At 72.0% G+C, this 21,223-nt stretch carries 16 protein-coding genes; 5 read left to right on the forward strand and 11 right to left on the reverse strand.

Features of this window, described 5'->3' with window-relative positions; translation table 11 throughout:
- Positions 1–4 precede the first annotated feature (4 nt).
- On the forward strand, positions 5–1,801 hold the full coding sequence (locus ACIGXW_RS00775; RefSeq protein ID WP_399568488.1) for a bifunctional metallophosphatase/5'-nucleotidase: 1,797 nt from the start codon (positions 5–7) through the stop codon (positions 1,799–1,801).
- On the opposite strand, the gene ACIGXW_RS00780 is transcribed toward ACIGXW_RS00775, so the two are convergent.
- Together ACIGXW_RS00780 and ACIGXW_RS00785 are read right to left on the reverse strand one after the other, a co-directional pair.
- Entirely contained in the window at positions 1,757–3,187 is a 1,431-nt protein-coding gene (locus tag ACIGXW_RS00780; protein ID WP_399568490.1) for a lysine N(6)-hydroxylase/L-ornithine N(5)-oxygenase family protein, read from the reverse strand. The genes ACIGXW_RS00775 and ACIGXW_RS00780 overlap by 45 nt on opposite strands.
- The gene (locus ACIGXW_RS00785; protein WP_399568492.1) at positions 3,184–4,599 is read right to left on the reverse strand and encodes a pyridoxal phosphate-dependent decarboxylase family protein; all 1,416 of its coding nucleotides are present in this window, start codon (positions 4,597–4,599) and stop codon (positions 3,184–3,186) included. The genes ACIGXW_RS00780 and ACIGXW_RS00785 overlap by 4 nt, the downstream gene beginning before the upstream one ends.
- 245 nt (positions 4,600–4,844) lie before the next feature.
- Between ACIGXW_RS00785 and ACIGXW_RS00790 the strand changes: the two genes are divergently transcribed.
- The gene (locus tag ACIGXW_RS00790) at positions 4,845–5,399 is read left to right on the forward strand and encodes a F0F1 ATP synthase subunit B (protein WP_071964736.1); all 555 of its coding nucleotides are present in this window, start codon (positions 4,845–4,847) and stop codon (positions 5,397–5,399) included.
- A 95-nt stretch (positions 5,400–5,494) separates the two neighbouring features.
- On the opposite strand, the gene pepN is transcribed toward ACIGXW_RS00790, so the two are convergent.
- The 3 genes from pepN to ACIGXW_RS00805 form a co-directional block, all read right to left on the reverse strand.
- Entirely contained in the window at positions 5,495–8,008 is a 2,514-nt protein-coding gene (gene pepN, locus ACIGXW_RS00795) for an aminopeptidase N (RefSeq protein ID WP_399568494.1), read from the reverse strand.
- Positions 8,009–8,371: 363 nt separating this feature from the next.
- On the reverse strand, positions 8,372–8,677 hold the full coding sequence (locus tag ACIGXW_RS00800; protein ID WP_071964734.1) for a chorismate mutase: 306 nt from the start codon (positions 8,675–8,677) through the stop codon (positions 8,372–8,374).
- Positions 8,678–8,693: 16 nt separating this feature from the next.
- On the reverse strand, positions 8,694–9,584 hold the full coding sequence (locus ACIGXW_RS00805; RefSeq protein WP_399568496.1) for a helix-turn-helix domain-containing protein: 891 nt from the start codon (positions 9,582–9,584) through the stop codon (positions 8,694–8,696).
- Positions 9,585–9,716: 132 nt separating this feature from the next.
- On the opposite strand from ACIGXW_RS00805, the gene ACIGXW_RS00810 reads away from it, so the two are divergent.
- Positions 9,717–11,513 (forward strand): beta-galactosidase family protein, encoded by a 1,797-nt coding sequence (locus ACIGXW_RS00810; RefSeq protein ID WP_399568498.1) that lies wholly within the window; start codon positions 9,717–9,719, stop codon positions 11,511–11,513.
- A 46-nt stretch (positions 11,514–11,559) separates the two neighbouring features.
- On the opposite strand, the gene ACIGXW_RS00815 is transcribed toward ACIGXW_RS00810, so the two are convergent.
- Complete coding sequence (locus tag ACIGXW_RS00815; RefSeq protein ID WP_399568500.1) at positions 11,560–14,628, reverse strand: endo-alpha-N-acetylgalactosaminidase family protein; 3,069 nt, start codon at positions 14,626–14,628, stop codon at positions 11,560–11,562.
- A 191-nt stretch (positions 14,629–14,819) separates the two neighbouring features.
- Between ACIGXW_RS00815 and ACIGXW_RS00820 the strand changes: the two genes are divergently transcribed.
- Both ACIGXW_RS00820 and ACIGXW_RS00825 read left to right on the forward strand, forming a co-directional pair.
- Positions 14,820–16,094: an alpha/beta hydrolase gene (locus tag ACIGXW_RS00820; protein WP_399568502.1), complete on the forward strand. Its 1,275-nt coding sequence runs from the start codon at positions 14,820–14,822 to the stop codon at positions 16,092–16,094.
- A 71-nt stretch (positions 16,095–16,165) separates the two neighbouring features.
- A complete protein-coding gene (locus tag ACIGXW_RS00825; RefSeq protein ID WP_071965177.1) occupies positions 16,166–16,564 on the forward strand; it encodes a VOC family protein in 399 nt (132 codons plus the stop codon).
- Here ACIGXW_RS00825 and ACIGXW_RS00830 read toward each other — a convergent pair.
- From ACIGXW_RS00830 to ACIGXW_RS00850, 5 genes are all read right to left on the reverse strand, one after another.
- Positions 16,561–17,274, reverse strand: a complete 714-nt coding sequence (locus tag ACIGXW_RS00830; protein WP_399568504.1) for an MBL fold metallo-hydrolase — start codon at positions 17,272–17,274, stop codon at positions 16,561–16,563. The two genes, ACIGXW_RS00825 and ACIGXW_RS00830, sit on opposite strands and share 4 nt — an antisense overlap.
- A gap of 91 nt (positions 17,275–17,365) precedes the next feature.
- The gene (locus ACIGXW_RS00835; RefSeq protein ID WP_399568507.1) at positions 17,366–18,517 is read right to left on the reverse strand and encodes a sensor histidine kinase; all 1,152 of its coding nucleotides are present in this window, start codon (positions 18,515–18,517) and stop codon (positions 17,366–17,368) included.
- A complete protein-coding gene (locus tag ACIGXW_RS00840; protein WP_399568510.1) occupies positions 18,514–19,194 on the reverse strand; it encodes a response regulator in 681 nt (226 codons plus the stop codon). Before ACIGXW_RS00840 ends, ACIGXW_RS00835 begins: the two co-directional genes overlap by 4 nt.
- 148 nt (positions 19,195–19,342) lie before the next feature.
- Complete coding sequence (locus tag ACIGXW_RS00845; protein WP_399568513.1) at positions 19,343–20,023, reverse strand: hypothetical protein; 681 nt, start codon at positions 20,021–20,023, stop codon at positions 19,343–19,345.
- Between the two features lie 311 nt (positions 20,024–20,334).
- Positions 20,335–21,135, reverse strand: a complete 801-nt coding sequence (locus tag ACIGXW_RS00850) for a S1 family peptidase (protein ID WP_399568515.1) — start codon at positions 21,133–21,135, stop codon at positions 20,335–20,337.
- Positions 21,136–21,223 lie beyond the last annotated feature (88 nt).

Genomic DNA, 21,223 nt, shown 5'->3' on the forward strand with positions numbered 1-21,223 from the left:
ACATATGCCGCTCAACCGTAGGAATTTTCTGGGACGTACCGCTGCGACGGGTGCGGGTGTCGCGTTGGCCGGTGCCGTGGGTGCCGCGCCGGCGGAGGCGGAGTCTCTCGGGGGCCGGAAGAAGCGGTACTCCTTCACCGTGATGGGCACCACGGATCTGCATGGCAATGTCTTCAACTGGGATTACTTCACGGATGCGGAGTTCGATGACAAGGCGCACAACGATGTGGGTCTTGCCAAGATTTCGACGCTGGTGAATCAGGTGCGTGCCGAGAAGGGGCGGCGCAACACTCTGCTGATCGATGCGGGTGACACGATTCAGGGTACGCAGCTGTCGTACTACTATGCGAAGGTCGATCCGATCACCGGGGCGAACGGCCCGGTGCATCCGATGGCGCAGGCGATGAACGCGATCGGCTATGACGCGGCGGCCCTGGGCAATCACGAGTTCAATTACGGCATTCCGACGTTGCGGAAGTTCCAGGAGCAGTGTCGTTTCCCGATTCTGGGTGCGAATGCTCTGGATGCGAAGACGTTGCGCCCGGCCTTCCCGCCGTATGTGATGAAGAAGGTGTGCACGCCGCACGGTCGTGATGTGCGGGTGGCGATCCTGGGGTTGACCAATCCGGGTATCGCGATCTGGGACAAGGCGAATGTGCAGGGGAAGATGGTGTTCCCGGGCCTGGAGGAGCAGGCCGCGAAGTGGGTGCCGAAGTTGCGTTCGCTGGGTGCGGATGTGGTGATCGTTTCGGCGCATTCGGGTTCGAGTGGTACGTCGTCGTACGGTGATCAGTTGCCGTACATCGAGAATGCGGCGGCTCTGGTGGCCGAGCAGGTGCCGGGTATCGATGCGATTCTCGTCGGGCACGCCCATACGGAGATTCCCGAGTACCGGGTGACGAACAAGGCGACGGGCAAGCAGGTGGTGCTGTCCGAGCCGCTGAAGTGGGGGCAGCGGCTGACGCTGTTCGACTTCGATGTGGTGTGGGAGCGGGGTCGCTGGCAGGTGGAGTCGGTGGCGGCGAAGGTGTTGAACTCCAACACGGTGGCCGAGGACCGGAAGATCACGGGTCTGCTGAGCGATGAGCATCGCAAGGTGGTGGCGTATGTGAATCAGGTGATCGGTACGTCGTCGGCGGCGATGAGTGCGGCGGAGGCGTCGTACAAGGACACGCCGATCATTGATTTCATCAATCATGTGCAGGCGGAGACGGTGCGTGTGGCGCTCGCCGGTACCGCGTACGCCGCCCTTCCTGTTCTCTCCCAGGCGTCGTGTTTTTCCCGTACGGCTGCCGTTCCGGCGGGGAAGGTGACGATCCGCGAGGTGGCGGGGTTGTATCCGTTCGAGAACACGCTGGAGGCGCGGGTGCTGACGGGTGCGCAGCTGCGTGAGTATCTGGAGTTCTCGGCGCGTTATTACGTGCGGACGCCGGCGGGTGCGCCGGTGGATCCGGCGAAGCTGACGAACGCGGAGAGCATTCCGGACTACAACTACGACGTGGTGAGCGGCTTGTCGTACGAGATCGATGTCGCGAAGGCGCCGGGTTCGCGGATCGTGAATCTCTCGTTCGACGGGAAGCCGCTCGTGGATTCGGCGGAGTTTGTGTTGGCGGTGAACAACTACCGGGCGAGTGGTGGCGGGAATTTCCCGCATGTGGCGCGTGCCAAGCAGGTGTGGGCGAATTCGGAGGAGATTCGTAACACGATCATCGGTTGGGTGAAGGCGAAGCAGTCGATCGATGTGGGGGCTTTTGCGTCAGTGGACTGGAAGTTGACGCGGGATGGTGCGCCTGTTTTCTGAGGTGATGCCGGTGTGGGGCCGTGGCTGTGGTCGCGGCTCCAGGCCGAAGGTGGTGAAGGCGGTGCGCTGGGGCAGGGGGTAGTGGGTTTTTCCGGTGAGGGCGTTGAGGATGACGGCGCTGCGCCAGGCGGCGAGGCCGAGGTCGGGGGTGCCGATGCCGTGGGTGTGGGTTTCGGCGTTCTGGACGTGGATGGCTCCCTTGACGGAGGGGTCGAGGATGAGCCGGTGGTGTTCGTCGATGCGGGGGCGGCCGTTGGAGTCTCGGCGGATGTAGGGGTCGAGGGCGGCGAGGAGGGTGTCGACGCGGCGTTCGCGGTAGCCGGTGGCGAGGATGACGGCGTCGGTGGTGAGGCGGGAGCGGGCGCCCTGCTGGATGTGTTCGAGGTGGAGTTCGACGCGGGTGGTGCCGACGCGGCCGGCGGTGCGGACGAAGACGCCGGGGGTGAGGACGGCGTCGGGCCAGCCGCCGTGGAGGCTGCGGCGGTAGAGCTCGTCGTGGATGTCGGCGATGGTGTGGGCGTCGATGCCTTGGTGGAGTTGCCACTGTTGGGGCAGGACGTGGTCGCGTACGGCTTCGGGGAGGGTGCGGAAGTAGTGGGTGTAGTCGGGGGTGAAGTGTTCGAGGCCGAGTTTGCTGTATTCCATGGGGGCGAATGCGGGGCTGCGGGCGAGCCAGGCGAGTTTTTCGCGGCCGGTGGGGCGGCGGCGGAGGAGGTCGAGGAAGACTTCGGCGCCTGATTGGCCGGAGCCGATGACGGTGATGTGTTCGGCTTCGAGGAGTTTTTCGCGGTGTTCGAGGTAGTCGGCGGAGTGGATGACGGGGACGTTGTGTGCTTCGGCGAGGGGGCGTAGGGGTTCGGGGATGTGGGGTGCGGTGCCGACGCCGAGGACGAGGTTGCGGGTGTAGGCGCGGCCGAGGGCGTCGGCTTCGCCTTCGGGGTCGAGTTGGGTGTAGTCGATTTCGAAGAGGATGCGTTCGGGGTTCCAGCGGACGGCGTCGATGTGGTGGTTGAAGTGGAGTCCGCCCAGGTTTTCGCTGACCCAGCGGCAGTAGGCGTCGTATTCGGCGCGGTGGATGTGGTGGCGCTCGGAGAAGTAGAAGGGGTAGAGGCGTTCGCGGGATTTGAGGTAGTTGAGGAAGGTCCAGGGGCTGGTGGGGTCGGCGAGGGTGACGAGGTCGGCGAGGTAGGGGACTTGGAGGGTGGTGCCGTCGATGAGGAGGCCGGGGTGCCACTGGAAGGTGGGGTTCTGGTCGTAGAAGGCGGTGCGGAGGTCTGCTACGGGCTGGGCGAGGGCGGCGAGGGAGAGGTTGAAGGGGCCGATGCCGATGCCGACGAGGTCGAGGGGTTGGTCGGGGGCGGAGGCGGGGGGCTGGGGGTTGGTCATCGGGTCGTGTGGCCTTCCACGAGTTTCAGCAGGTGTCGGAGGTCGTCGGGGCGGGTGTGGGGATTGAGGAGGGTGGCTTTGAGCCAGAGGCCTTGGGGGGTGGTGGCGCGACCGAGGACGGCGTGGCCGGTGTGAAGGAGGCGGCGTCTGGTGTGGGCGGTGGTGTGGTGGTCGGCGCCTAGGGGGCGGAAGAGGACGGTGCTGATGGTGGGGCGGGAGTGGAGTTCGAGTGCGGGGTGGGCGTCGATGAGGTCGGCGAGGTGGTGTGCGGCGGCGCAGACGCGTTCGACGAGGTCGGCGATGCCTTGGCGGCCCAGGGCGCGGAGGGTGACGGCGATCTTGAAGATGTCGGGGCGGCGGGTGGTGCGCAGGGAGCGGTGGAGGAGGTCGGGGAGGCCGGCTTCGGTGTCGTCGGGTGCGTTGAGGTAGTCGGCTTGGTGGGCGAGGGGGCGCAGGGCGGTGGTGTCGGGGACGGCGAGGAGGCCTGCGGCGATGGGTTGCCAGCCGAGTTTGTGCAGGTCGAGGGCGATGGTGTGGGCGCGGTCGAGGCCGGTGAGGGCGGTCTTGAGGGTGTTGCTGAAGAGCAGTGGTCCGCCGTAGGCGGCGTCGATGTGCAGGCGGGCGTGGTGGGTGTCGCAGTGGTCGGCGATGGAGGGCAGGGGGTCGATGCGGCCGGTGTCGGTGGTGCCGGCGGTGGCGACGACGAGGGTGGGGGTGTCGTGGTGGGCGGTGAGGGCGGTGTGGAGGTCGTCGGGGTTGAGGGTGCCGGTGGGGGTGGGGAGGGTGTGGGGTTCGGGGAGGCCGAGGAGCCATGCGGCGCGGTGGATGCTGTGGTGGGCGTTGGCTCCGCAGATGATCTGCAGGGGTGTGGCGTGGTGGGTGCGGGCGGCTTCGCGGGCGAGGAGGAGGGCGAGCTGGTTGGACTCGGTGGCTCCGGTGGTGACGAGGGCGTCGGGTGCGGGGTGGTCGGGGTAGGCGAGGGCGGCGAGGGCTTGGGTGGTGAGGGCTTCGAGGGCGGTGGCGGAGGGGGCCTGGTCCCAGGAGTCGAGGGAGGGGTTGAGGGTGCCGGCGGCGAGGTCGGCGGCGGTGGCGAGGGCGAGGGGTGGGCCGTGCAGATGTGCGGCGCAGTGGGGGTCGGCGGGGTCGGCGGCGCCTTCGGCGAGGGCTTGGACGAGGGTGTGGAGGGATTCTTCGGGGCCGGTGCCGTGTTCGGGCAGGGCGGGGCCGGTGGCTCGTATGCGGGCGGCGACGGTTTCGGGGCCGCCCGCGGGTAGGGGGCCGCCGCGGGCGGTGGCGCCGCGGGCGAGGGCGTTGAGGGTGATGTCGAGGAGGGGGCGCAGGGCGCGGGTTCCTTGGGCGCCGCCCGCGAGTGCTGTTGCGGGGGTGGGGTGGGGCGTGGGCGGCGCAGGCATGACTATGTCCCTTTTGGGTTGGTTTTCTGTGTGTCTTCCTGGGTGTGCTGGTGGGTCCGGGGCTGGCACCAACGGGCCAAGCTACCGGCTGTGCACGCTCGGTGACCTCGAGTGGAGGAGGGTTCGCCCGATGGTGGTACGGGGCTGTCGTCGCCTTGTGGCGGGGGCGAGTTGGGGGTTCGCGCGGGGGCGCGGGGCGGGTGCGGGTCGGTGGGTGGGCGGGGCCGCAAGGTAATGTGCACACCATGGCCATGACTTTTGCCCTCGACATTGGGCCCCTGAAGCCCGAGCCCGCTCCGCTGATCCTCGGGCTGGTGCTGTTCTTCATCGTTTTCGCCGTGATGGCGAAGGTGATCCTGCCGCGGATCAACAAGGTCCTCGTCGAGCGTGAGAGCGCCACCGAGGGTCGTTTCGAGGAGGCGGACGAGATCCGCGCCGAGGCGGCGCAGGTCCACGCCGAGTACCAGGCGCTGCTGGCGGAGGCCCGTCACGAGGCGGCGCGGCTGCGGCAGGAGTCGGTCGAGCAGGGTACGGCGATCATCGCCGAGCTGCGGGCCGAGGGTCAGCGTCAGCGTGAGGAGATCGTCTCCGCGGGTCACGCGGTGATCGACGCCGAGCGTGCGGTGGCGGAGGCCGAGCTGCGGGAGCAGGTCGGTGCGCTGGCCACGGAGCTGGCGGGCAAGATCGTCGGCGAGTCGATGGCCGACTACGCCCGGGAGAGCGGCGTCGTCGACCGCTTCCTGGAGGAGCTGCGGACGGCTCAGCCGTCGCAGGCCGCGAAGGGCGACGCGCGCGACTGACCGTCGGTCCTGACGGTCGGCAGAGCCATGGGCCAAGGCTCCCGTACCCCCACCGGGGGTACGGGAGCCTTTGTCGTGTCCGCGGCCCGCGTCGGCTAGGGGTGTGCCGCGCGGACGGCCAGGGCGCGGCGCAGGTCGTCGAGCTGGTCGGCGAGCTTGCGGCGCAGTGCGGGGGTGGGGTCGGCGTCGCGCAGGAAGTCCTGGCCGCGGCGCAGGGTCTCTTCCTCGATCAGGGTGTGGGGGAAGCCGTGGGTTCCGGCGGCGGCGGCGAGGGCGGGGCCGCGGCGGGTGGCGAGGGCGAGGGCGTCGGGGTAGTAGCGGTCGCGGTAGGGGCGCAGGAGGTCTGCTTGCTCGGGCTGCCAGAAGCCTTGGGCGGTGGCGGTGAAGAGGTAGTTGCTGAGCTGGTCGTCGGTGTAGAGGGTGTGCCAGGCTGCGGCTTTGGCGGCGGGGTCGGGGCGGGCGGCGCGGCAGCGGGCGGCGCCTTCCTGGCCGGTGGCGCTGGGGTCGCGGGTGAGTTCGGTGTCGATGTCGTGGGGTGTGGCGGCGCCGAGGGTGGCGAGGCGGGCGAGGGTGCGCCAGCGCAGTTCGGGGTCGAGGGCGGGGCCGCCGGGGGCGGTGCCGGTGTGCAGCCACTGTTGGAGGGTGTCGGGGGTGGTGGCGCTGTCGATGAGGGTGCGGGCGGCGGCCAGGCGCAGTCCTTCGGTGCCGGTGGTGCCGTGGGTGCGGTCGAGGAGGTCGTGGCAGAGGTCGGTGAGGGTGGCCAGGGCGTGGTGGCGCTGTTCGGGGGTGAGGTAGCGGTCGGCGATCTGGGTGCGGGTGAAGGCGAGGACGCCTTGGACGACGGCGATGTCCCTCTCGTGCGGTAGGTGGGTGCGGGCGGCGTCGAGGTAGGCGGTGGGGTCGAGCTCGCCGTCGCGGACCATGTCGCGGGCGGCGTTCCACAGCACGGCCCGGCTGAGGGGGTCGGGGATGCCGGAGAGGGCGGTGAGGGCGGTGTTCCAGGAGGTGGGGTCGAGGCGGACCTTGGCGTAGGTGAGGTCGCCGTCGTTGAGGAGGACGAGGTCGGGGCGGGGGCCGGGCAGGGTGAGGCTGTGGGTGCCGGGGCCGGCGGGGAGGTCGGTGGTGGTGCGGTCGCGGGCGGTGAGGGTGGGCCGGTCGCCGGGGGCGTGGTCGTAGAGGCCGATGGACAGGCGGTGGGGGCGGGTGCCGTCGTGGTGGAGGTCGAGCCGCCAGCCGTCGGGGGTGTCGCTGACGGTGGGGGTGAGGGTGTCGACGCCGCTGGTGCGCAGCCAGGTCCGGGCCCAGGCGGGGATGTCTCGGTCGGTGTTGCGGGCGAGGGAGTCGATGAAGTCGGCGAGGGTGGCGTTGCCGAAGCGGTGGCGGGCGAAGTGGTCGTTGATGCCGGCGAGGAAGTCCTTCTCGCCGAGCCAGGCGACGAGTTGGCGCAGGGCGCCGGCGCCCTTGGCGTAGGAGATGCCGTCGAAGTTCAGGAGGGCGGCGGCGGTGTCGTGGACGTCGTCGGGGGTGGGGGCGACGGGGTGGGTGGAGGGGCGTTGGTCGGCGTCGTAGCCCCAGGCCTTGCGGGCGATGGCGAAGTCGGTCCAGGTGTCGTGGAAGCGGGTGGCTTCGGCGAGGATCTGGACGCCCATGTATTCGGCGAAGGATTCGTTGAGCCAGATGTCGTCCCACCATTGGAGGGTGACGAGGTCGCCGAACCACATGTGGGCCATTTCGTGGGCGATGGTGGTGCCGCGGCCCAGGCGTTGGGTGTCGGTGACGGCGGAGCGGAAGACGTATTCGTCGCGGAAGGTGACCAGGCCGGGGTTCTCCATGGCGCCGGCGTTGAATTCGGGGACGAAGGCCTGGTCGTAGGAGTCGAAGGGGTAGGGCTCGTCGAAGATCTCGTGGTAGCGGTCGTAGCAGCGGCGGGTGATGTCGAGGATTTCGTCGGCGTCGGCGTCGAGGTGGGCGGCGAGGGACTGGCGGCAGTGCAGGGCGAAGGGCAGTCCCGCGTGTTCGGTGCGGATGCTGTGCCAGGGGCCGGCGGCGAAGGCGACGAAGTAGGTGCTGAGGGGTTTGGTGGTGGCGAGCTGCCAGCGTCCTTCTTCGGGTGGGCCGAGGCGGGTGGCTATGGCGTTGCCGAGGACGGTCCACTCGGGTGGTGCGGTGACGGTGGCGTCGAAGAGGGCTTTGAGGTCGGGCTGGTCGAAGGCGGCGAAGACGCGCTGGGCGTCGTCGAGGAAGGTCTGGGTGTAGAGGTAGGTGCGGCCGTCGGCGGGGTCGGTGAAGCGGTGCATGCCTTCGCCGGTGCGGGAGTAGCGCATGTCGGCTTCGACGCGTAGTTCGTGCTCGCCGGCGCTCAGGGTCAGCGGGAGGCGGTTGCCGTCGAGGTCGGCGGGGTCGAGGGGCTGTCCGTCGAGGGTGGCGCGGTGCAGGGTGGCGGGCTTGAGCTCGACGAACGTACGGCCGGCGGTGCGGGCGGTGAAGCGGATGACGGTGGTGGAGCCGAAGTGTTCCTCGCCGCGGGTGAGGTCGAGGTCGATCCGGTAGCGGTGGATGTCGAGGAGCCGGGCTCGGCTCTGCGCTTCGTCGCGCGTCAGTACGGGCATGCGGCCCATGCTGCCGTAACGCTGGGCGCTGGGCCTGGGCATATTGCGTGCGGCCGCTTGCGCGTGGCGCTGTACTCGGGGTTGCCGGTGCGGGCCGTTTGCGCGCCGCGCCCCGGTCCGGCACCGCCGGGCCGGGCCGTTGCGGCTGGGCACCGCGGCGGCGGGAAGAGGCGCCGCTGTCGCGGCGAACCGTTTGTGCGCCGCAACGGCGGGAATCCCCGCCGTCCGGCCCGGCGCTGCCAAAGCCGGCGCAAGCCCTCGGGGCACCGGACCGCGCCGTCTCGGCCGGTCGCCGCCGCGGCGGGAAGGGGGTGCGCCGAGCCGCCCAGCGCCTGATGCTGCGGGCACCCGGCGCGAGCCGGGCTAGGCCCTCGCGATCGTTTCGTGGTGGCGGATGACCTCGGCGATGATGAAGTTCAGGAACTTCTCCGCGAACGCCGGGTCGAGCTTCGCGTTCTCCGCGAGTTCGCGCAGGCGGGCGATCTGGCGGGCCTCGCGGGCCGGGTCGGCCGGGGGCATCTTGTGGGCGGCCTTGAGGTGGCCGACCTGCTGAGTGCATTTGAAGCGTTCGGCGAGCATGTGAATGACCGCCGCGTCGATGTTGTCGATGCTGTCGCGCAGGCGGCCCAGCTCGGCGCGTACGGACTCGTCGTTGGCACTGTTGTTCATCTCCACCCCACCGAGCCTATGCGGACGGGCGGGATCCGATGACCGGTGGGTGCTCCGGATCGGGGATCTCGTTGCTCCAGCCGCCGGGCACGGTGCGGCCGCAGCGCTCGCGGAAGCGGATGGGGGCGGTGCCGACCCGGCGGGTGAAGAGCCTGCTGAAGTAGGCGGGGTCGTCGTAGCCGACGCGGCGGGCGACGGCGGCGACGGGCAGCTCGGTGGCGGCCAGGAGCTCCTTGGCGCGGCCGAGGCGGATGCCGAGCAGGTAGTCCTTGGGGCTGCAGCCGGCGCCGTGCCGGACGGCCAGGCGCAGCTCGGCGGGGGTCATGCCGTGGCGGGCGGCGTGCTGGGTGACGGACAGCGGGAGGAAGGCGTCGCGGGCCAGGGCGCGCAGGACGGGGTCGGTGTCGGTGGCGGAGTCGGCGCGGGCCCGGCGCAGGGCGACGAGGAGTTCGTGGACGGCGGCGGAGGTCTCGACCTCGAGCAGGGGGTTGCCGCGGCGGGCGGCGCGGGCGATGCGGGCGACGGCGGTGCGGGGGCCGGTGGTGTCGGTGAGGGGGATGAGGGGCCGTTCGGGGTCGATGTAGCCGAGTTCGGTGTAGGCGGCGACGGCGCTGCCGGTGAAGTCGACGAAGGCCTCGTCCCAGCCGGCGTCGCGGCCGGCGCCGTAGTGGTGGGGGACGCCGGGGGTGAGCCAGAGCAGGGCGGGGGCGGTGACGGGGTGGGTGCGGGCGTCGGGGGTGCGGTACCAGCCGGTTCCGGCGCTGATCACGACGGCCACGTGGTGGTCGAGGACGCGGGGGCCCACGGCGGGCAGGGCGCCGTGCTGGAGGCCGACGCCGAGGCAGACCAGGCCGAGCCGGTGGTGGACCGGGCCGGGGGTGAAGTAGCGCATCCATGTGTGATACACGCGTCCCGCCTTCCGCGGCGCCGTCGGCTCCGTCCAAACAGGGCCGATCTTTGTCCATGGCTTGCTCCCCCGCCAGAGGGCGAGGATGGCCGGGGTCGTGTCGGGACCGGGTCGAGGGCGGGAGGCGGGCGCGTGCCGGAGTTCGTGGTGGGGGACGAGGGTTTCGAGCTGGACGGGCGGCCGGTGCGGCTGCTGTCGGGGGCGCTGCACTACTTCCGGGTGCACGAGGGGCTGTGGCGGCACCGGCTGGGGATGCTGCGGGCGATGGGGCTGAACTGTGTGGAGACGTACGCGCCGTGGAACTGGCACGGGCCGGCCCCGGGGCGGTGGCGGGACGTCGGGGCGCTGGGGCGGTTCCTGGACGCGGCGGCCGATGAGGGGCTGTACGCCGTGGTGCGCCCGGGTCCGTACATCTGTGCGGAGTGGGAGAACGGTGGACTGCCGTCGTGGCTGACGGGTGAGCTGGGGTGCCGGGTGCGGACGCGGGAGGGGCGGTTCCTGCGGGCCGTGGACGAGTGGTTCTCGGTCGTGGCGGGCGAGGTGGTGGGCCGGCAGGTGGACCGGGGCGGTCCGGTGGTGCTGGTGCAGGTCGAGAACGAGTACGGGTCGTACGGCAGTGACGGGGTTTATCTGCGGCATCTCGCAGAACGGTGGAAGGCGCTCGGTGTGACGGTGCCGCTGGTCACCTCGGACGGGCCGGAGGAGCACATGCTGTCGGGTGGTGCGGTGCCGGGTGTGCTGGCGACGGTGAACTTCGGCTCGGGTGCGCGTGAGGCGTTCGAGGTGTTGCGGCGGTACCGGCCTTCGGGGCCGCTGATGTGCATGGAGTTGTGGTGCGGCTGGTTCACGCACTGGGGCGGGCAGGCGGCGTCCCGGGGGGCCGCGGAGGCGGCGCGGGTGCTGCGGGAGGTCCTCGAGTGCGGGGCGTCGGTCAACGTCTACATGGCGCACGGGGGTACGAACTTCGGCGGCTGGGCGGGGGCGAACCGGGCCGGGGACGACCATCGCGGGGCGCTGCTGCCGACGGTCACCTCCTACGACTACGACGCGCCGGTGGATGAGTTCGGTCGCCCTACGGAGAAGTTCTGGGCGTTCCGCGAGGTGCTGGCGGAGTACCGGCAGGCCGCCGGCCCGCTGCCCGCCCTGCCGCCGGCGCCGCCCGCGCTGAGCTCCCCCGTGGTGGCCCGGCTCGGCGAGTGGGCGCCGCTGGGCGAGGTGGTGGACGCGCTGGGGGACGAGGAGCGGGAGGGTGCGGTGCCGCCGGCGTTCGAGGAACTGGGCGTCGAGCGCGGGGTGGTGCGGTACCGCTTCGAGGTGCCGGGGCCGCGCGGGGCGTATCCGCTGCGGCTGGTGGGGCTGCGGGACGTGGCGACGGTGTACGTGGACGGGGTGCGCGCGGCTGTTGCCGGGGATGTGGACGGCGGTGGCGTGGTGCCGGCCGGTGAGGTGGCGGGGCCGGCGTCGGTGGAGGTGTGGGTGGAGTCACTGGGCCGCGTCAACTACGGCCCTCGCCTGGGCGAGTCCAAGGGCGTCACGGGAGGCGTGCTGCACGACCGGCAGTACGTGCACGGGGTACGGGCGCGGGCGCTGCGGCTGGATGCCGTGGAGGAGGCGGCTGCGTCGCGGAGGGTGCCGTGGCGGGCGTGGGACACGACCGGCGGGGACGGCGGCCCGGGTCTGTACCGGGGGGTGTTCGCGGTGGTGGGTGCCGGTGACGCGACGGTGGAGCTGCCGGGGTGGGTGCGGGGCTTCGTGTGGGTCAACGGCTTCTGTCTGGGCCGGTACTGGGACCGGGGACCGCAGCGTGCCCTGTATGTGCCGGGGCCGGTGTTGCGTGAGGGGGACAACGAGCTGCTGGTGCTGGAGTTCGACCGGGCCGGTGGGCCGGCGCTCCCGGTGGGGGCGGTGGCTGAGCTCCCGTCCCGCTGATCACCGGCCGATGACGGTGACCAACGGGACGGAACCCCGTGGATGTCTATTGCCCGACTGCGTGCACGGTGAAGCCATCCAGAGCGAACTCAGCGGTCCCGTTGTCTCCGACCTTCCGCAGTCCCACCCACGCCTCACCCGTATCGGGTGCGGTGAACTCGTAGGTGTGCGTCGCCGGGGCGGTGGCCGCGGGCAGGGGCGTACGGGTCAGTTCGCGTTCCCCGGGCTCGTCCACCGCCGTGATCCACGCGTACTGGTCCGCCCGCTCGTTCTCGTAGCGGAACGTCACGCGGTAGCGGCGTCCGGGGGTGAAGCGCACGGTGTGCGGGACGGTGCGGTAGACCAGGCCGGGGTTCTCGCCGCGCGACTTCAGCGACTGGGTGCCGTCGATGACGTCGTCGATCGCCTTGCCGTTCCAGCCGCGCTGGGTGTAGGGGGCGTGCCGCTGGGCGATGTGGGTGCGCGGGTCGGTCACGCCGCCCGCGTCGCCCTTGACGAACGGGCCCCAGCCCTGCGGCACGTTCTCGAAGTCCTCGAGGACCAGGGCCCCGGGAGCGGTGGCCCGCCGTGCGGGGACGACGCGCACCGCGTCGAAGCGGACCCGGGCCCGCCCGGCCGCCGCGGTCAGCGCCAGGGTCACGGGGCCGCCGCCGGGCGGCACGGTGAAGTAGGTGAACATCCGCTGGAAGCGCGTGCCGTGCTTGTGGTCGGCGGCCATGTGGTTGACGGCGGTGGAGGTGTCCGTCCAGTTGGTGGCGGTGACCCCGTCGGCGGTGCGGACGGTGAGCGCGGCCCGTCTGCGCTCCCCCGCCGTGGTGCCGACCTCGACCTGGACGGAGGCGGCGTAGGTGCCGGGCGCCAGCCGGGCCAGCTTCTGGCTGACGGTGGCCGCTCCCCCGGCGCCGACGACCAGTTCCCAGTCTCCGAGGGCGCTGCGTACGGCCCGGGCGGGGCCGGTGGCGTGCCAGGAGTCGAGGGTGCCGGAGAGGAAGTGCGGATCGCGTACGGGGGTGCCCTCCCCCCAGCGGGGGTCGGGGCGGTGCCGGTCCCGGGTGCGGGTGAGGACGTAGGGCTGTGCGGGTGCGGCGTCGAGGGTGACGCGGCCGTCGCGCACCGGCACGTCGGTGGCGTGGGCCCGGCCCTGGTCGGTGAGGCGGTGCAGCACCACCGAGCGCAGGGCGGCCCAGGCCCGTGGCAGCTCCCAGGTGGTCCGGCCGCCGCGGGGGTTGTAGTGGTAGAGCTTGGCGGGGTCGGTGGCCCTGAGCGGTTCCCAGGGCAGGAGGTAGGCGCCGTCGTCGTGGACGAGACGGCCGTCGGTGGTGATCTTCTTGGTGCCGTCGGCGTCCGAGACGTGGGTGGTGACGCCGTCGGGTGCGGCGAGGGTGATGTCGTGCTCGCCCCAGGTTTGGATCGCGAACGCCTGCAGATACTTCGCGGGAAGGTTCTCGGTCCACAGCAGGCGGTGGAACGAGGTCCAGTCGGTCTTCGCGCGCCAGCCCTCGAAGCTGCCGAGCTTCGCGGTGCCCAGGAGTGGCCACTTGTCGGCGAAGACGTCTTTTTGGTGGTGCCGGATGAAGCGGATGAGCCGGGAGTTGATGCCGCGCGAGGTGTCGGGGCCGTAGTCGGTCTCGGCGGCCCAGTGGGCCCACAGGCTGGAGCGCTCGAGGCCGTGGCCCCATTCGGTGGTGATCTGCCAGCCCTGTTCGCGCAGGAGGCGCTGCAGTGCGTCGGAGGTCCAGCCGGACTCGCGGAAGACGTCGATGTAGAGGGTGTTCAGGGCCGGGTCGGTCTCCTGGCGCAGTCGCCGGAAGCGGCGGGCGATGTCGCCGGAGACCAGGTCGCGGCGGGCGTCGATGCGGTACGACTGGTCGAGCCAGTCCCACTGCCGGTTGTTCTTGTCCACGAGGGTCTCGGAGAAGGCGTGGGCGACCGGGTAGGACTCGGTGGTGTTGACGTGCACGGCGAAGTCGCTGTTCCAGCGCTTGCCGATGCGCAGCAGCGTGTTGAGGTCGGCCAGGCCGCCGGCGCGGGTGTTGTAGTTGCCGCCGTAGTCGGGGTGGGCGCTGTCGTGGCCCTCGGACTGGTAGCCCTTGAGGAGGGTGAACTGGCGTAGCCCGTCGGTGGCGAGGTGGATGCGCTTGATGTGGTCGAGGGTGGCGAGGAACGGGTTGGTGGCCTGGCTGGCGAAGTTGAACGGGATGTGCGGCACGACGCGCAGGTGCTGCTCCCGGGCGCCGAGGGGTTCGGTCATGATGTCGCGCATCGCGATGGCGGCGTCCTGCCAGTCGGCGGTGCCGTCGCCGTTGCGGTCGCCGGTGACGATGACGGTGGCGTAGGGCAGGGGTTCGGTGGTGGTCAGGGGGGCGGTGGCGGCGCGGTGGGTCCACTGGCCGCAGGTGAGCTGGGCCTTGGTGTAGCCGGTGCGGGTCAGGGTCTGCCGGCGGAGGCGGCCGTTCTCCCAGGAGGAGGTGGCGTCCGGCTTGTCGTGGACGGTGTTGGTCTCGAGGGCGGCGGCGAGTTCGCCGGTGCTGACGACGGCGTAGGCGCAGCCGGTGGGGGCCGGGTCGGCGGGGGTGCGGGGGGTGGGTCGTACGAGGGTGTCGCCGTCGGCTGCCGCGTCCAGGTGGATGCGGGCGGCGAGGAGGGTGGCGTGGGGCTGGGTGCTGCGTACGGAGAGGAAGGCGAGCGTGGGGATGTCGAGGGTGCCCACGCGTAGGGCGGGGGTGTCGGCAATGCGGGTGACGCGCCAGTGCACGCGGGGGCCGTCGACGCGGATCTCGACGTCGATGCGGGTGGGGCCGAGGGTGAGGCGGTAGGTGGCGTGGGCGGTGCCGGTGGAGGAGGTGACCTGGGGGGTGTGTTCGACGCCGTCGATCAGCAGGGAGGTGACGGGGTCCTCCTGGCCGTACAGGACGGCGCCGTGGGCGCGGTCGGTGTAGGACACGATGCGCGGGAAGCGGGTGTCGACGCGGACGTCGAGCGTGTCGGAGCGCAGTACGGCCTCGGTCGGCGCGGCGGCGGCGTGGGCGGTGGGGGCCAGGGAGGTGCCGAGGCCGGCGAGGGCGGTGGTGACGACGACGGTCCGTCTGCTGGGGCCCGTGGTTTCTGCGGTCACGGCGTCACTGTGGGGCGGATGTGGTGGGGGTGCCCATGGACAAAGGGGGGTGCGGTGTTGGACTAACGCGATCCGGTGGGGTGGGGCGTCGTCTCGGCTGCGGGAACGATCCGTCCCCTAGGGGTGGGCCGGAGGGCGGCCCTTCTCAGGGAGGGGGCGGTCGCGGTGCGGTGCCGCCTAGGGTCGTGTCCATGATGATCAACGGCATCGGCAACGGGCGTTCGGGCAGGGGCAGTTCCATGGGGCGGCGGGGTGTGGCGGTCGCCACGGCCCTCGTCGTGGCGGCTCTGGGGGCGGCGCCCGCGGTGGCGGCGGAGCCCTCCGGGAAGGCCGCGTCCGCGCGGCAGCACGGCGAGCGGGGCGCGCTGCTGTCGGTGACGCCCGTCGCCACTGTGAGCCGCGACGAGGTGGCCGCGTTCCTGGGCAAGGCGGAGATCGACGCGTCGCGGGCCGTCCATGGCGTACGGGCGTACCGGCTCACGTACCGGACGGTCACCGCGCAGGGTGCGCCCACGACCGCCACGGGCCTGTTCGTGCTGCCCGAGGGGGGTGGGCGCACGCTGTCTCTGGTCGCCGAGACGCACGGCACCATGGCCAACCGCGACTACGCGCCCTCCGTGGGCGAGGGCTTCGGGCGGCTGTCGCCGTATCTGCACGCCTCGGCGGGGCGTGCGGTCGCCGCCCCCGACTATCTCGGGCTCGGCAAGGGGCCCGGCCGGCACCCGTACATGGACACCGCGTCCTCCGTGACCGCTTCGCTGGACATGCTGCGGGCCTCGCGGACGGCCGCGCAGCGGCTGGGCCGGCCGCTGAACGGCGATGTGTACGGCACGGGCTTCTCCCAGGGCGGGCAGGTGGCCATGGCGCTCGGGAAGGCCCTGGCGGGCGGCGCCGACCGGCACTTCCGCCTCCGTGGCCTCGCGCCGGTGGCCGGTCCGTACGACCTCGAGAACGCGGAGATGCCCGGCATCTTCGACGGCAGGGTCAACCAGACCAGTGCCGTCTTCTACCTCTCGTACTACCTCACGGCGCAGAACCGGCTGCGCCCGCTCTACAAGGACCCGGCCGAGGCCTTCAAGCAGCCGTACGCGGGCGTCGTCGACGCGCTCTTCGACAGCCGTCACACGGAGGAGGAGATCTTCAAGGCGCTTCCCGCGACGGTGGATCAACTGATCACGGACGGGTTCCGGGAGAAGCTGCAGCATCCGTCGGGGGCCCTGCTGGAGGCGATGCGGGCCCAGGACGGCACCTGCGCGTGGAAGCCGGACGTGCCGGTGCGGCTGCACGCGGCGGGCGGTGACACGGATGTGCCGATCGCGAACTCGCGCAGCTGTGCTCGCCAGTTGGCGCGCAACGGTGTGAAGGTGCCGGTGATCGACCATGGCAAGGCCGACCACTTCGGCACGTTCAAGGAGGCCGAGCCGCAGATCGTCCGCTTCTTCGACGCGCTGGAGCGTCGTTCCTAGGCGCGGCTCGCCCGTGCGGGGACGGCCCGGCCGTCGTTCCCCCGCGCTGTGCGGCACGGCATCATGAGTTCATGATCGCCACATTGCAGTGCACCGTCATCGACTGCCCCGACCCGTCGGCCCTGGCCCGCTTCTACTCCGCGATCCTCGGCTGGCGGGTCGAGGGCGACGAGGGCGACCCGGAGTGGGTCTGGCTGACCGACCCGGTCACCCGCCGGCGCATCGCCTTCCAGGGGGTGCAGGGCGAGTACCACCCGCCCCGCTGGCCCGACCCGGGTCACCCGCAGCAGATGCACCTGGACTTCGACGTCGACACGCGTGAGGACGTGGAGCGGGCGCAGGAGGAGGTCATCGCCCTCGGTGCGACGTTCCTCCACGACAGCGGCGGCCAGAAGAGCGGCTTCCGGGTCTTCGCCGACCCGGCCGGGCACCCCTTCTGCCTCTGCTACGGGCAGTCGTCCGCGGCCTAGGCCACGGGCTGCCCGGCCGCCGCCTCCCGCAGGGCCTCGCCCGCGCCGCCGACTATCGGCGCACCATGACCGAAACAGGCCGTTTGAACGTCGAGCTCGGCCTGACGGTGGAAGGACGCGAGGGCCTGGCGGCGGTCGGTGTTGAAGACGCCCAGAATCACGTGCGGGTGATTGGCGATGGTGTCGCCCGTGAACAGCACGCCGGACGACGTCAGGTGCAGCGCGACACTGCCGTCGGTGTGCCCGGGCACGGCGAGGACCCGCACCTCCTCGCCCCAGTCCAGGACGTCACCGTCGGCGAGCTCGCGGTCCACCCGGCACGGCGCGGCGGGCGGTACGTCCCCCAGGCCGGCCTGCACCGAGTCCCACAGGGGCACCTCCCAGTCCTCCAGCACCGGCGGCGGCCCGGGAACCTCTCCGCGGATGACGGGCGCGTCGGGGGCGCCCGCCAGCACCCTGGCCCCGGTGGCCGCCGCCAGGGCGGCCGCGGACCCGCTGTGGTCCAGGTGGAAGTGGGTCAGCACGATGTCCTTGACCTCCTCGGGGCGGGCCCCCAGATCCGCCAGGGCGTCCAGGATCCGCTGCTCGTTGCCCGGCAGCCCGGCGTCGACCAGCGCCCAGCCGGCGCCGTCTCGCATGCGCACCGCGTAGGCCTGGCCCGCGGTGAAGGTGAACATCCAGATGTGGGGGGTTACTTGTACGGTCTCCATGGCGTGAGGCTAGGCAGCGGCGCCGGCCCGCTCCAAGGCTTTGCGCCGTCGGCGGATTGAGCCCCCGGCGAACGCTGCCCGGCCGGCCCGGTCAGGCCGCCCGGTCCACCGGGAACAGCGCCGTCACCTGCCATCCGCCCTCCGGGGCGGGGCCCGCCGTCAGCGCGCCGCCCATGGCCTTGGCGCGCTCGGCGAGCCCGACGAGGCCGAATCCCCCGCCCCGGGCCTGCTCGGCCAGGCCCGCGGCCCGCTTGCCGTCATCCGCGATGCGCAGCTCGACGCCCGCGGGGACGCCGCGCACCCCGATCCGTACGGCCGTGGCGTCGGCGGCGTGCTTGCGGACGTTGGTGAGGGCCTCGCGGACGACGCGGTGGACGCCGGCGGCGACGTCTCCGGGGATCCAGGTTTCCATGCCCCGCTCGATGTAAAGGGCGACGGGTGGTCCGGTGCGGGCGAACGCCTCGGTCAGTTCGCGCACCTCCGGGAGGCCGGCGACGGGCTCGGTCTCGGCCTCGCCCTCCCGCAGGACGCCCACCAGGCGGCGCATCGCGCCCAGCGCCTCGCTCGCGGAGGTCTCGATGCGTTCGAAGGCCCTGGCGGCGGCCGGGCCTTCCAGGGCGGTGAAGCGGGCGGCCTGGGCCTGCACGGCGATGCCGGTGATGTGGTGGGCGACGAGGTCGTGGAGCTCGCGGGCCAGCTCCAGGCGTTCGGCCGTACGCACGGCGGCCATGTCGCGCACGCGCCGCGCGGACTGGCCGCGCAGTAGCAGGGAGTAGCTGCCCACGACGACGGTCAGCACCGTGAACAGGGCGGTGAACCACTCGGGGTTGAGGTCGCGCATGGGCGCGGCGACGATGGCGAGGGCGAGCATCGGGCCCAGGACGGCGGCGACGCGGCGGGAGGAGCGGCTGACGACGAGGGTGAGCAGGACGAGCAGGGCAACGTCCTCGCCCATGCCCCACACGATCGTGGGGTGCTGTCCGGCCATCAGGGCGGCGGAGGCGGTCCAGGAGACGGCGACGGCGATGGACGCCCGTACGTTCAGGGTGATCCAGCTGTAGGGCACGGCGCACAGGCAGACCAGGACGCCGGAGGCCAGGACGATGGCGTGCGGCCGGCTGGGCTGGCGGGCCAGGGCGATGCCCTCGAGGGCGACGAGGCAGAGCAGGACGACCCCGAGGCCGGCCTTGGCGGCTGCCGTTCCGCGGGGGTGGCGGGCGGCCCATGCGGCCCATCTGTTCACGTGCCGCCCGCGGCCAGTCCGCTCTCCCATGCCCAGGCGGCGATCTCGACACGGTTGCGGGCGTCGAGCTTGAGCTGCACGTTGGCCAGGTGGGTCTTGACCGTGGACAGGGAGACGAACAGTTCACCGGCGATCTCGGCGTTGGTGGCCCCGCGGGCCAGGCAGCGCACGACGTCGGCCTCGCGGTCGGTGAGCGGTTCGGAGGGCTGCCTGACGGTGCTCGGGGCGGAGCCGGCCGGGGCCATGTCGCGCAGCAGCCGCACGGTGATCGCGGGTGAGATGAGGGAGTCGCCGACGGCGGCGGCGTGGACGGCCTCGACCAGCATGGCGGGGCTGGCGTCCTTCAGGAGGAAGCCGGAGGCGCCGTTGCGCAGGGCGGTGTGCACGTATTCGTCGAGGTCGAAGGTGGTGACGATGACGATGCGGGGGCGCTGGCCGTGCTCGGGGTGGGCGGCGGAGAGGGCGGACAGGCGGCGGGTGACCTCGAGGCCGTCCAGCTTGGGCATGCGGATGTCGAGGAGGAGGACGTCGGGCCGGTGACGCTCTACGGCCTCCAGGGCGGCCTCGCCGTCGACGACGTCGGCCACGACCTCGATGTCGGGCTGGCTCTCCAGGATCATCCGGAAGCCGGTGCGGACCATCTCCTGGTCGTCCGCGATGACCACGGTGATCGCCATGCTGTGCCCTCGCTCCTGTCAGGCTTCGGAGGTTCCCGGATAAGGGTTCGGTGCTCGCGGAGCCCCGCCCGTGCGGGCGCCCCTCCATGTCACCGGGGGTGCGCGGGTGCCGCAACCGCAGGGGCGGCACGGGCGCGGCCGGCGCCCGTCAGTCCGCGGTGCGGCCGCTGCGGCGCAGCGCGACGCGTACGCCGTAGGCGCCGGCGCCGGCGGCCAGCAGGGCGACGCCGCCCGCGACGACGGGGGTGCCGACGTCGCCGACGTCGTGGCTGGCCTTGATCACCTGGCCGGCCTCGACGACGCGCTTGACGGGGTTGCCGGTCGAGTGGTGGGGCGGCTTGCCCGTGCCGGCCGTGCGGCGGGCGTCGGTCTTGGTGTCGGCCTGCCCGGCGGCGGCGGTGCGGTGGGCGGCCGTGGTGGCCGCCGGGGTGGTGCCGGACGCCTCGGGGGTGTGGCGCAGGGTTCCGGAGGCGAAGTCGTAGTAGTGGGTCAGGCTGCTGCCGTCGAGCCGGGCGCGCAGGGTGGGGCGGGGGCTGTCGCCGCCGAGGATGCGCAGGTGGAGCCGGTCGAGGTCGGCGCTGGGGCGGCCGGTGTCGAAGGTGCGCTGCTGCTTGCCGTGGCTGGTGACGGTCACGCTCGTGCGGCCGTCGCCGGAGGTCAGGCTGGCCCGGCTGCCGTCGGGCAGCCGTACGTGCTGGACCGTGGTGTGCCCGGGGCGGGTGTCGTGGTCGCGCTGGTCCGCCGCGAAGGCGCTCGCCGTCGGGTACGCCACGGCCGCGACGGCGGCGGTGAGGACGGTGGCGGCGGCGATGCGGGACTTCACGGACACGGGAGGTGCCTTTCCGTAACGGTCGGCTCTGGCGGTGGCCGCCGGGCTTCCGGGGGCACGCCTTCACGTTACGGACGTTTATGTGCCGCACACCTCGACTGTCCGACCATTCTCGTCTCGGCCGAAAGGATGACCGGGGCCCGTCCGCGTCATACCAAAGTGCGGTGCCCGGCGGTCGGGGCCGGGGCGGGCGGGGTGCGTGGACGGGCCGTCGGGGCCCGTACCGGGGCTGGGCCGTCCGGGTCAGCGGACGGCCTGCCGGACCGGTACGGGCGGTCGGGTGCGGGTGGGGTACGGGCCGGGGGACGGGCTCAGCCGCCCAGGCCGGCGGCGGCCGACCTGATGGCCGAGGCGAAGGTGCTCACCTCGGTGTAGACGCCGGGGTAGCCGGGGCGTGCGCAGCCCTGGCCCCAGCTGACGATGCCGACCTGGATCCAGGCGCCGGCGTTGTCCTTGCGGAACATCGGGCCGCCGGAGTCGCCCTGGCAGGTGTCCACGCCGCCCTTCTCCAGGAAGCCGGCGCATATCTCCTCGCCGGGGGTGAGGCTGCCGCCGTAGGCACCCTCGCAGGTGGCGTCGTCGACGTAGGGGACCTCGGCCTTCTGCAGGTAGCGCTGCTGCGGGCCGCCCTCGCGGGTGGCGCCCCAGCCGGCGACGGTGAAGGTGCCCTCGTTGTAGGCGGTGGTGTCGGCGATCTTGAGGGTGGGCAGGTTGATCGGCTGGGCGAGCTTGATGAGCGCCCAGTCCTTGCCGACGCCGTTGTAGCCGGGGGCCTGCAGGACGCGGGTGGACTTGACCTTGACGGCCTGGGAGGACTGGAGGTCCACGACGCCCGCGGTGGCGGTGATGGAGGTGTTGGCGCCGCTGCCGTTCACGCAGTGCGCGGCGGTCAGGACGATCTGCTGGGTGTAGAGGGCGCCGCCGCAGCCCATGGACAGCCGCACCATGAAGGGGAACTCGCCCTGGGTGGCGGGCACGCCGCCGACGACGCTGGGACCGGGCCGGGGCTCGGGGTCCTGGGCCTGGGCGGAGGAGGGCTGGAGGCTGAACGCGGCGAGGGCGACCGCGCCCACTGCGGTGCATCTTCTGAGCACCTTGAGGTAGTTGCGCAACGGTCTTCCTTTCGTGGGAGGTTGTGCGCACCGCACGGCCGGACGGTGGGGGTCCTTGTAGGGCTCATGACAATGCGCTTGGCGATTA

Origin of the sequence: Streptomyces sp. NPDC053079, from assembly GCF_044546695.1 — a bacterium.
Classification (GTDB): Bacteria; Actinomycetota; Actinomycetes; order Streptomycetales; family Streptomycetaceae; genus Streptomyces.

Coding starts and splice junctions, on each gene's coding strand:
- ACIGXW_RS00820 (WP_399568502.1), top strand. CDS start 14,820: ATGATGATCAACGGCATCGGCAACGGGCGTTCGGGCAGGGGCAGTTCC.
- ACIGXW_RS00775 (WP_399568488.1), top strand. CDS start 5: ATGCCGCTCAACCGTAGGAATTTTCTGGGACGTACCGCTGCGACGGGT.
- ACIGXW_RS00800 (WP_071964734.1), bottom strand. CDS start 8,677: ATGAACAACAGTGCCAACGACGAGTCCGTACGCGCCGAGCTGGGCCGC.
- ACIGXW_RS00825 (WP_071965177.1), top strand. CDS start 16,166: ATGATCGCCACATTGCAGTGCACCGTCATCGACTGCCCCGACCCGTCG.
- ACIGXW_RS00780 (WP_399568490.1), bottom strand. CDS start 3,187: ATGACCAACCCCCAGCCCCCCGCCTCCGCCCCCGACCAACCCCTCGAC.
- ACIGXW_RS00790 (WP_071964736.1), top strand. CDS start 4,845: ATGGCCATGACTTTTGCCCTCGACATTGGGCCCCTGAAGCCCGAGCCC.
- pepN (WP_399568494.1), bottom strand. CDS start 8,008: ATGCCCGTACTGACGCGCGACGAAGCGCAGAGCCGAGCCCGGCTCCTC.
- ACIGXW_RS00830 (WP_399568504.1), bottom strand. CDS start 17,274: ATGGAGACCGTACAAGTAACCCCCCACATCTGGATGTTCACCTTCACC.
- ACIGXW_RS00785 (WP_399568492.1), bottom strand. CDS start 4,599: ATGCCTGCGCCGCCCACGCCCCACCCCACCCCCGCAACAGCACTCGCG.
- ACIGXW_RS00840 (WP_399568510.1), bottom strand. CDS start 19,194: ATGGCGATCACCGTGGTCATCGCGGACGACCAGGAGATGGTCCGCACC.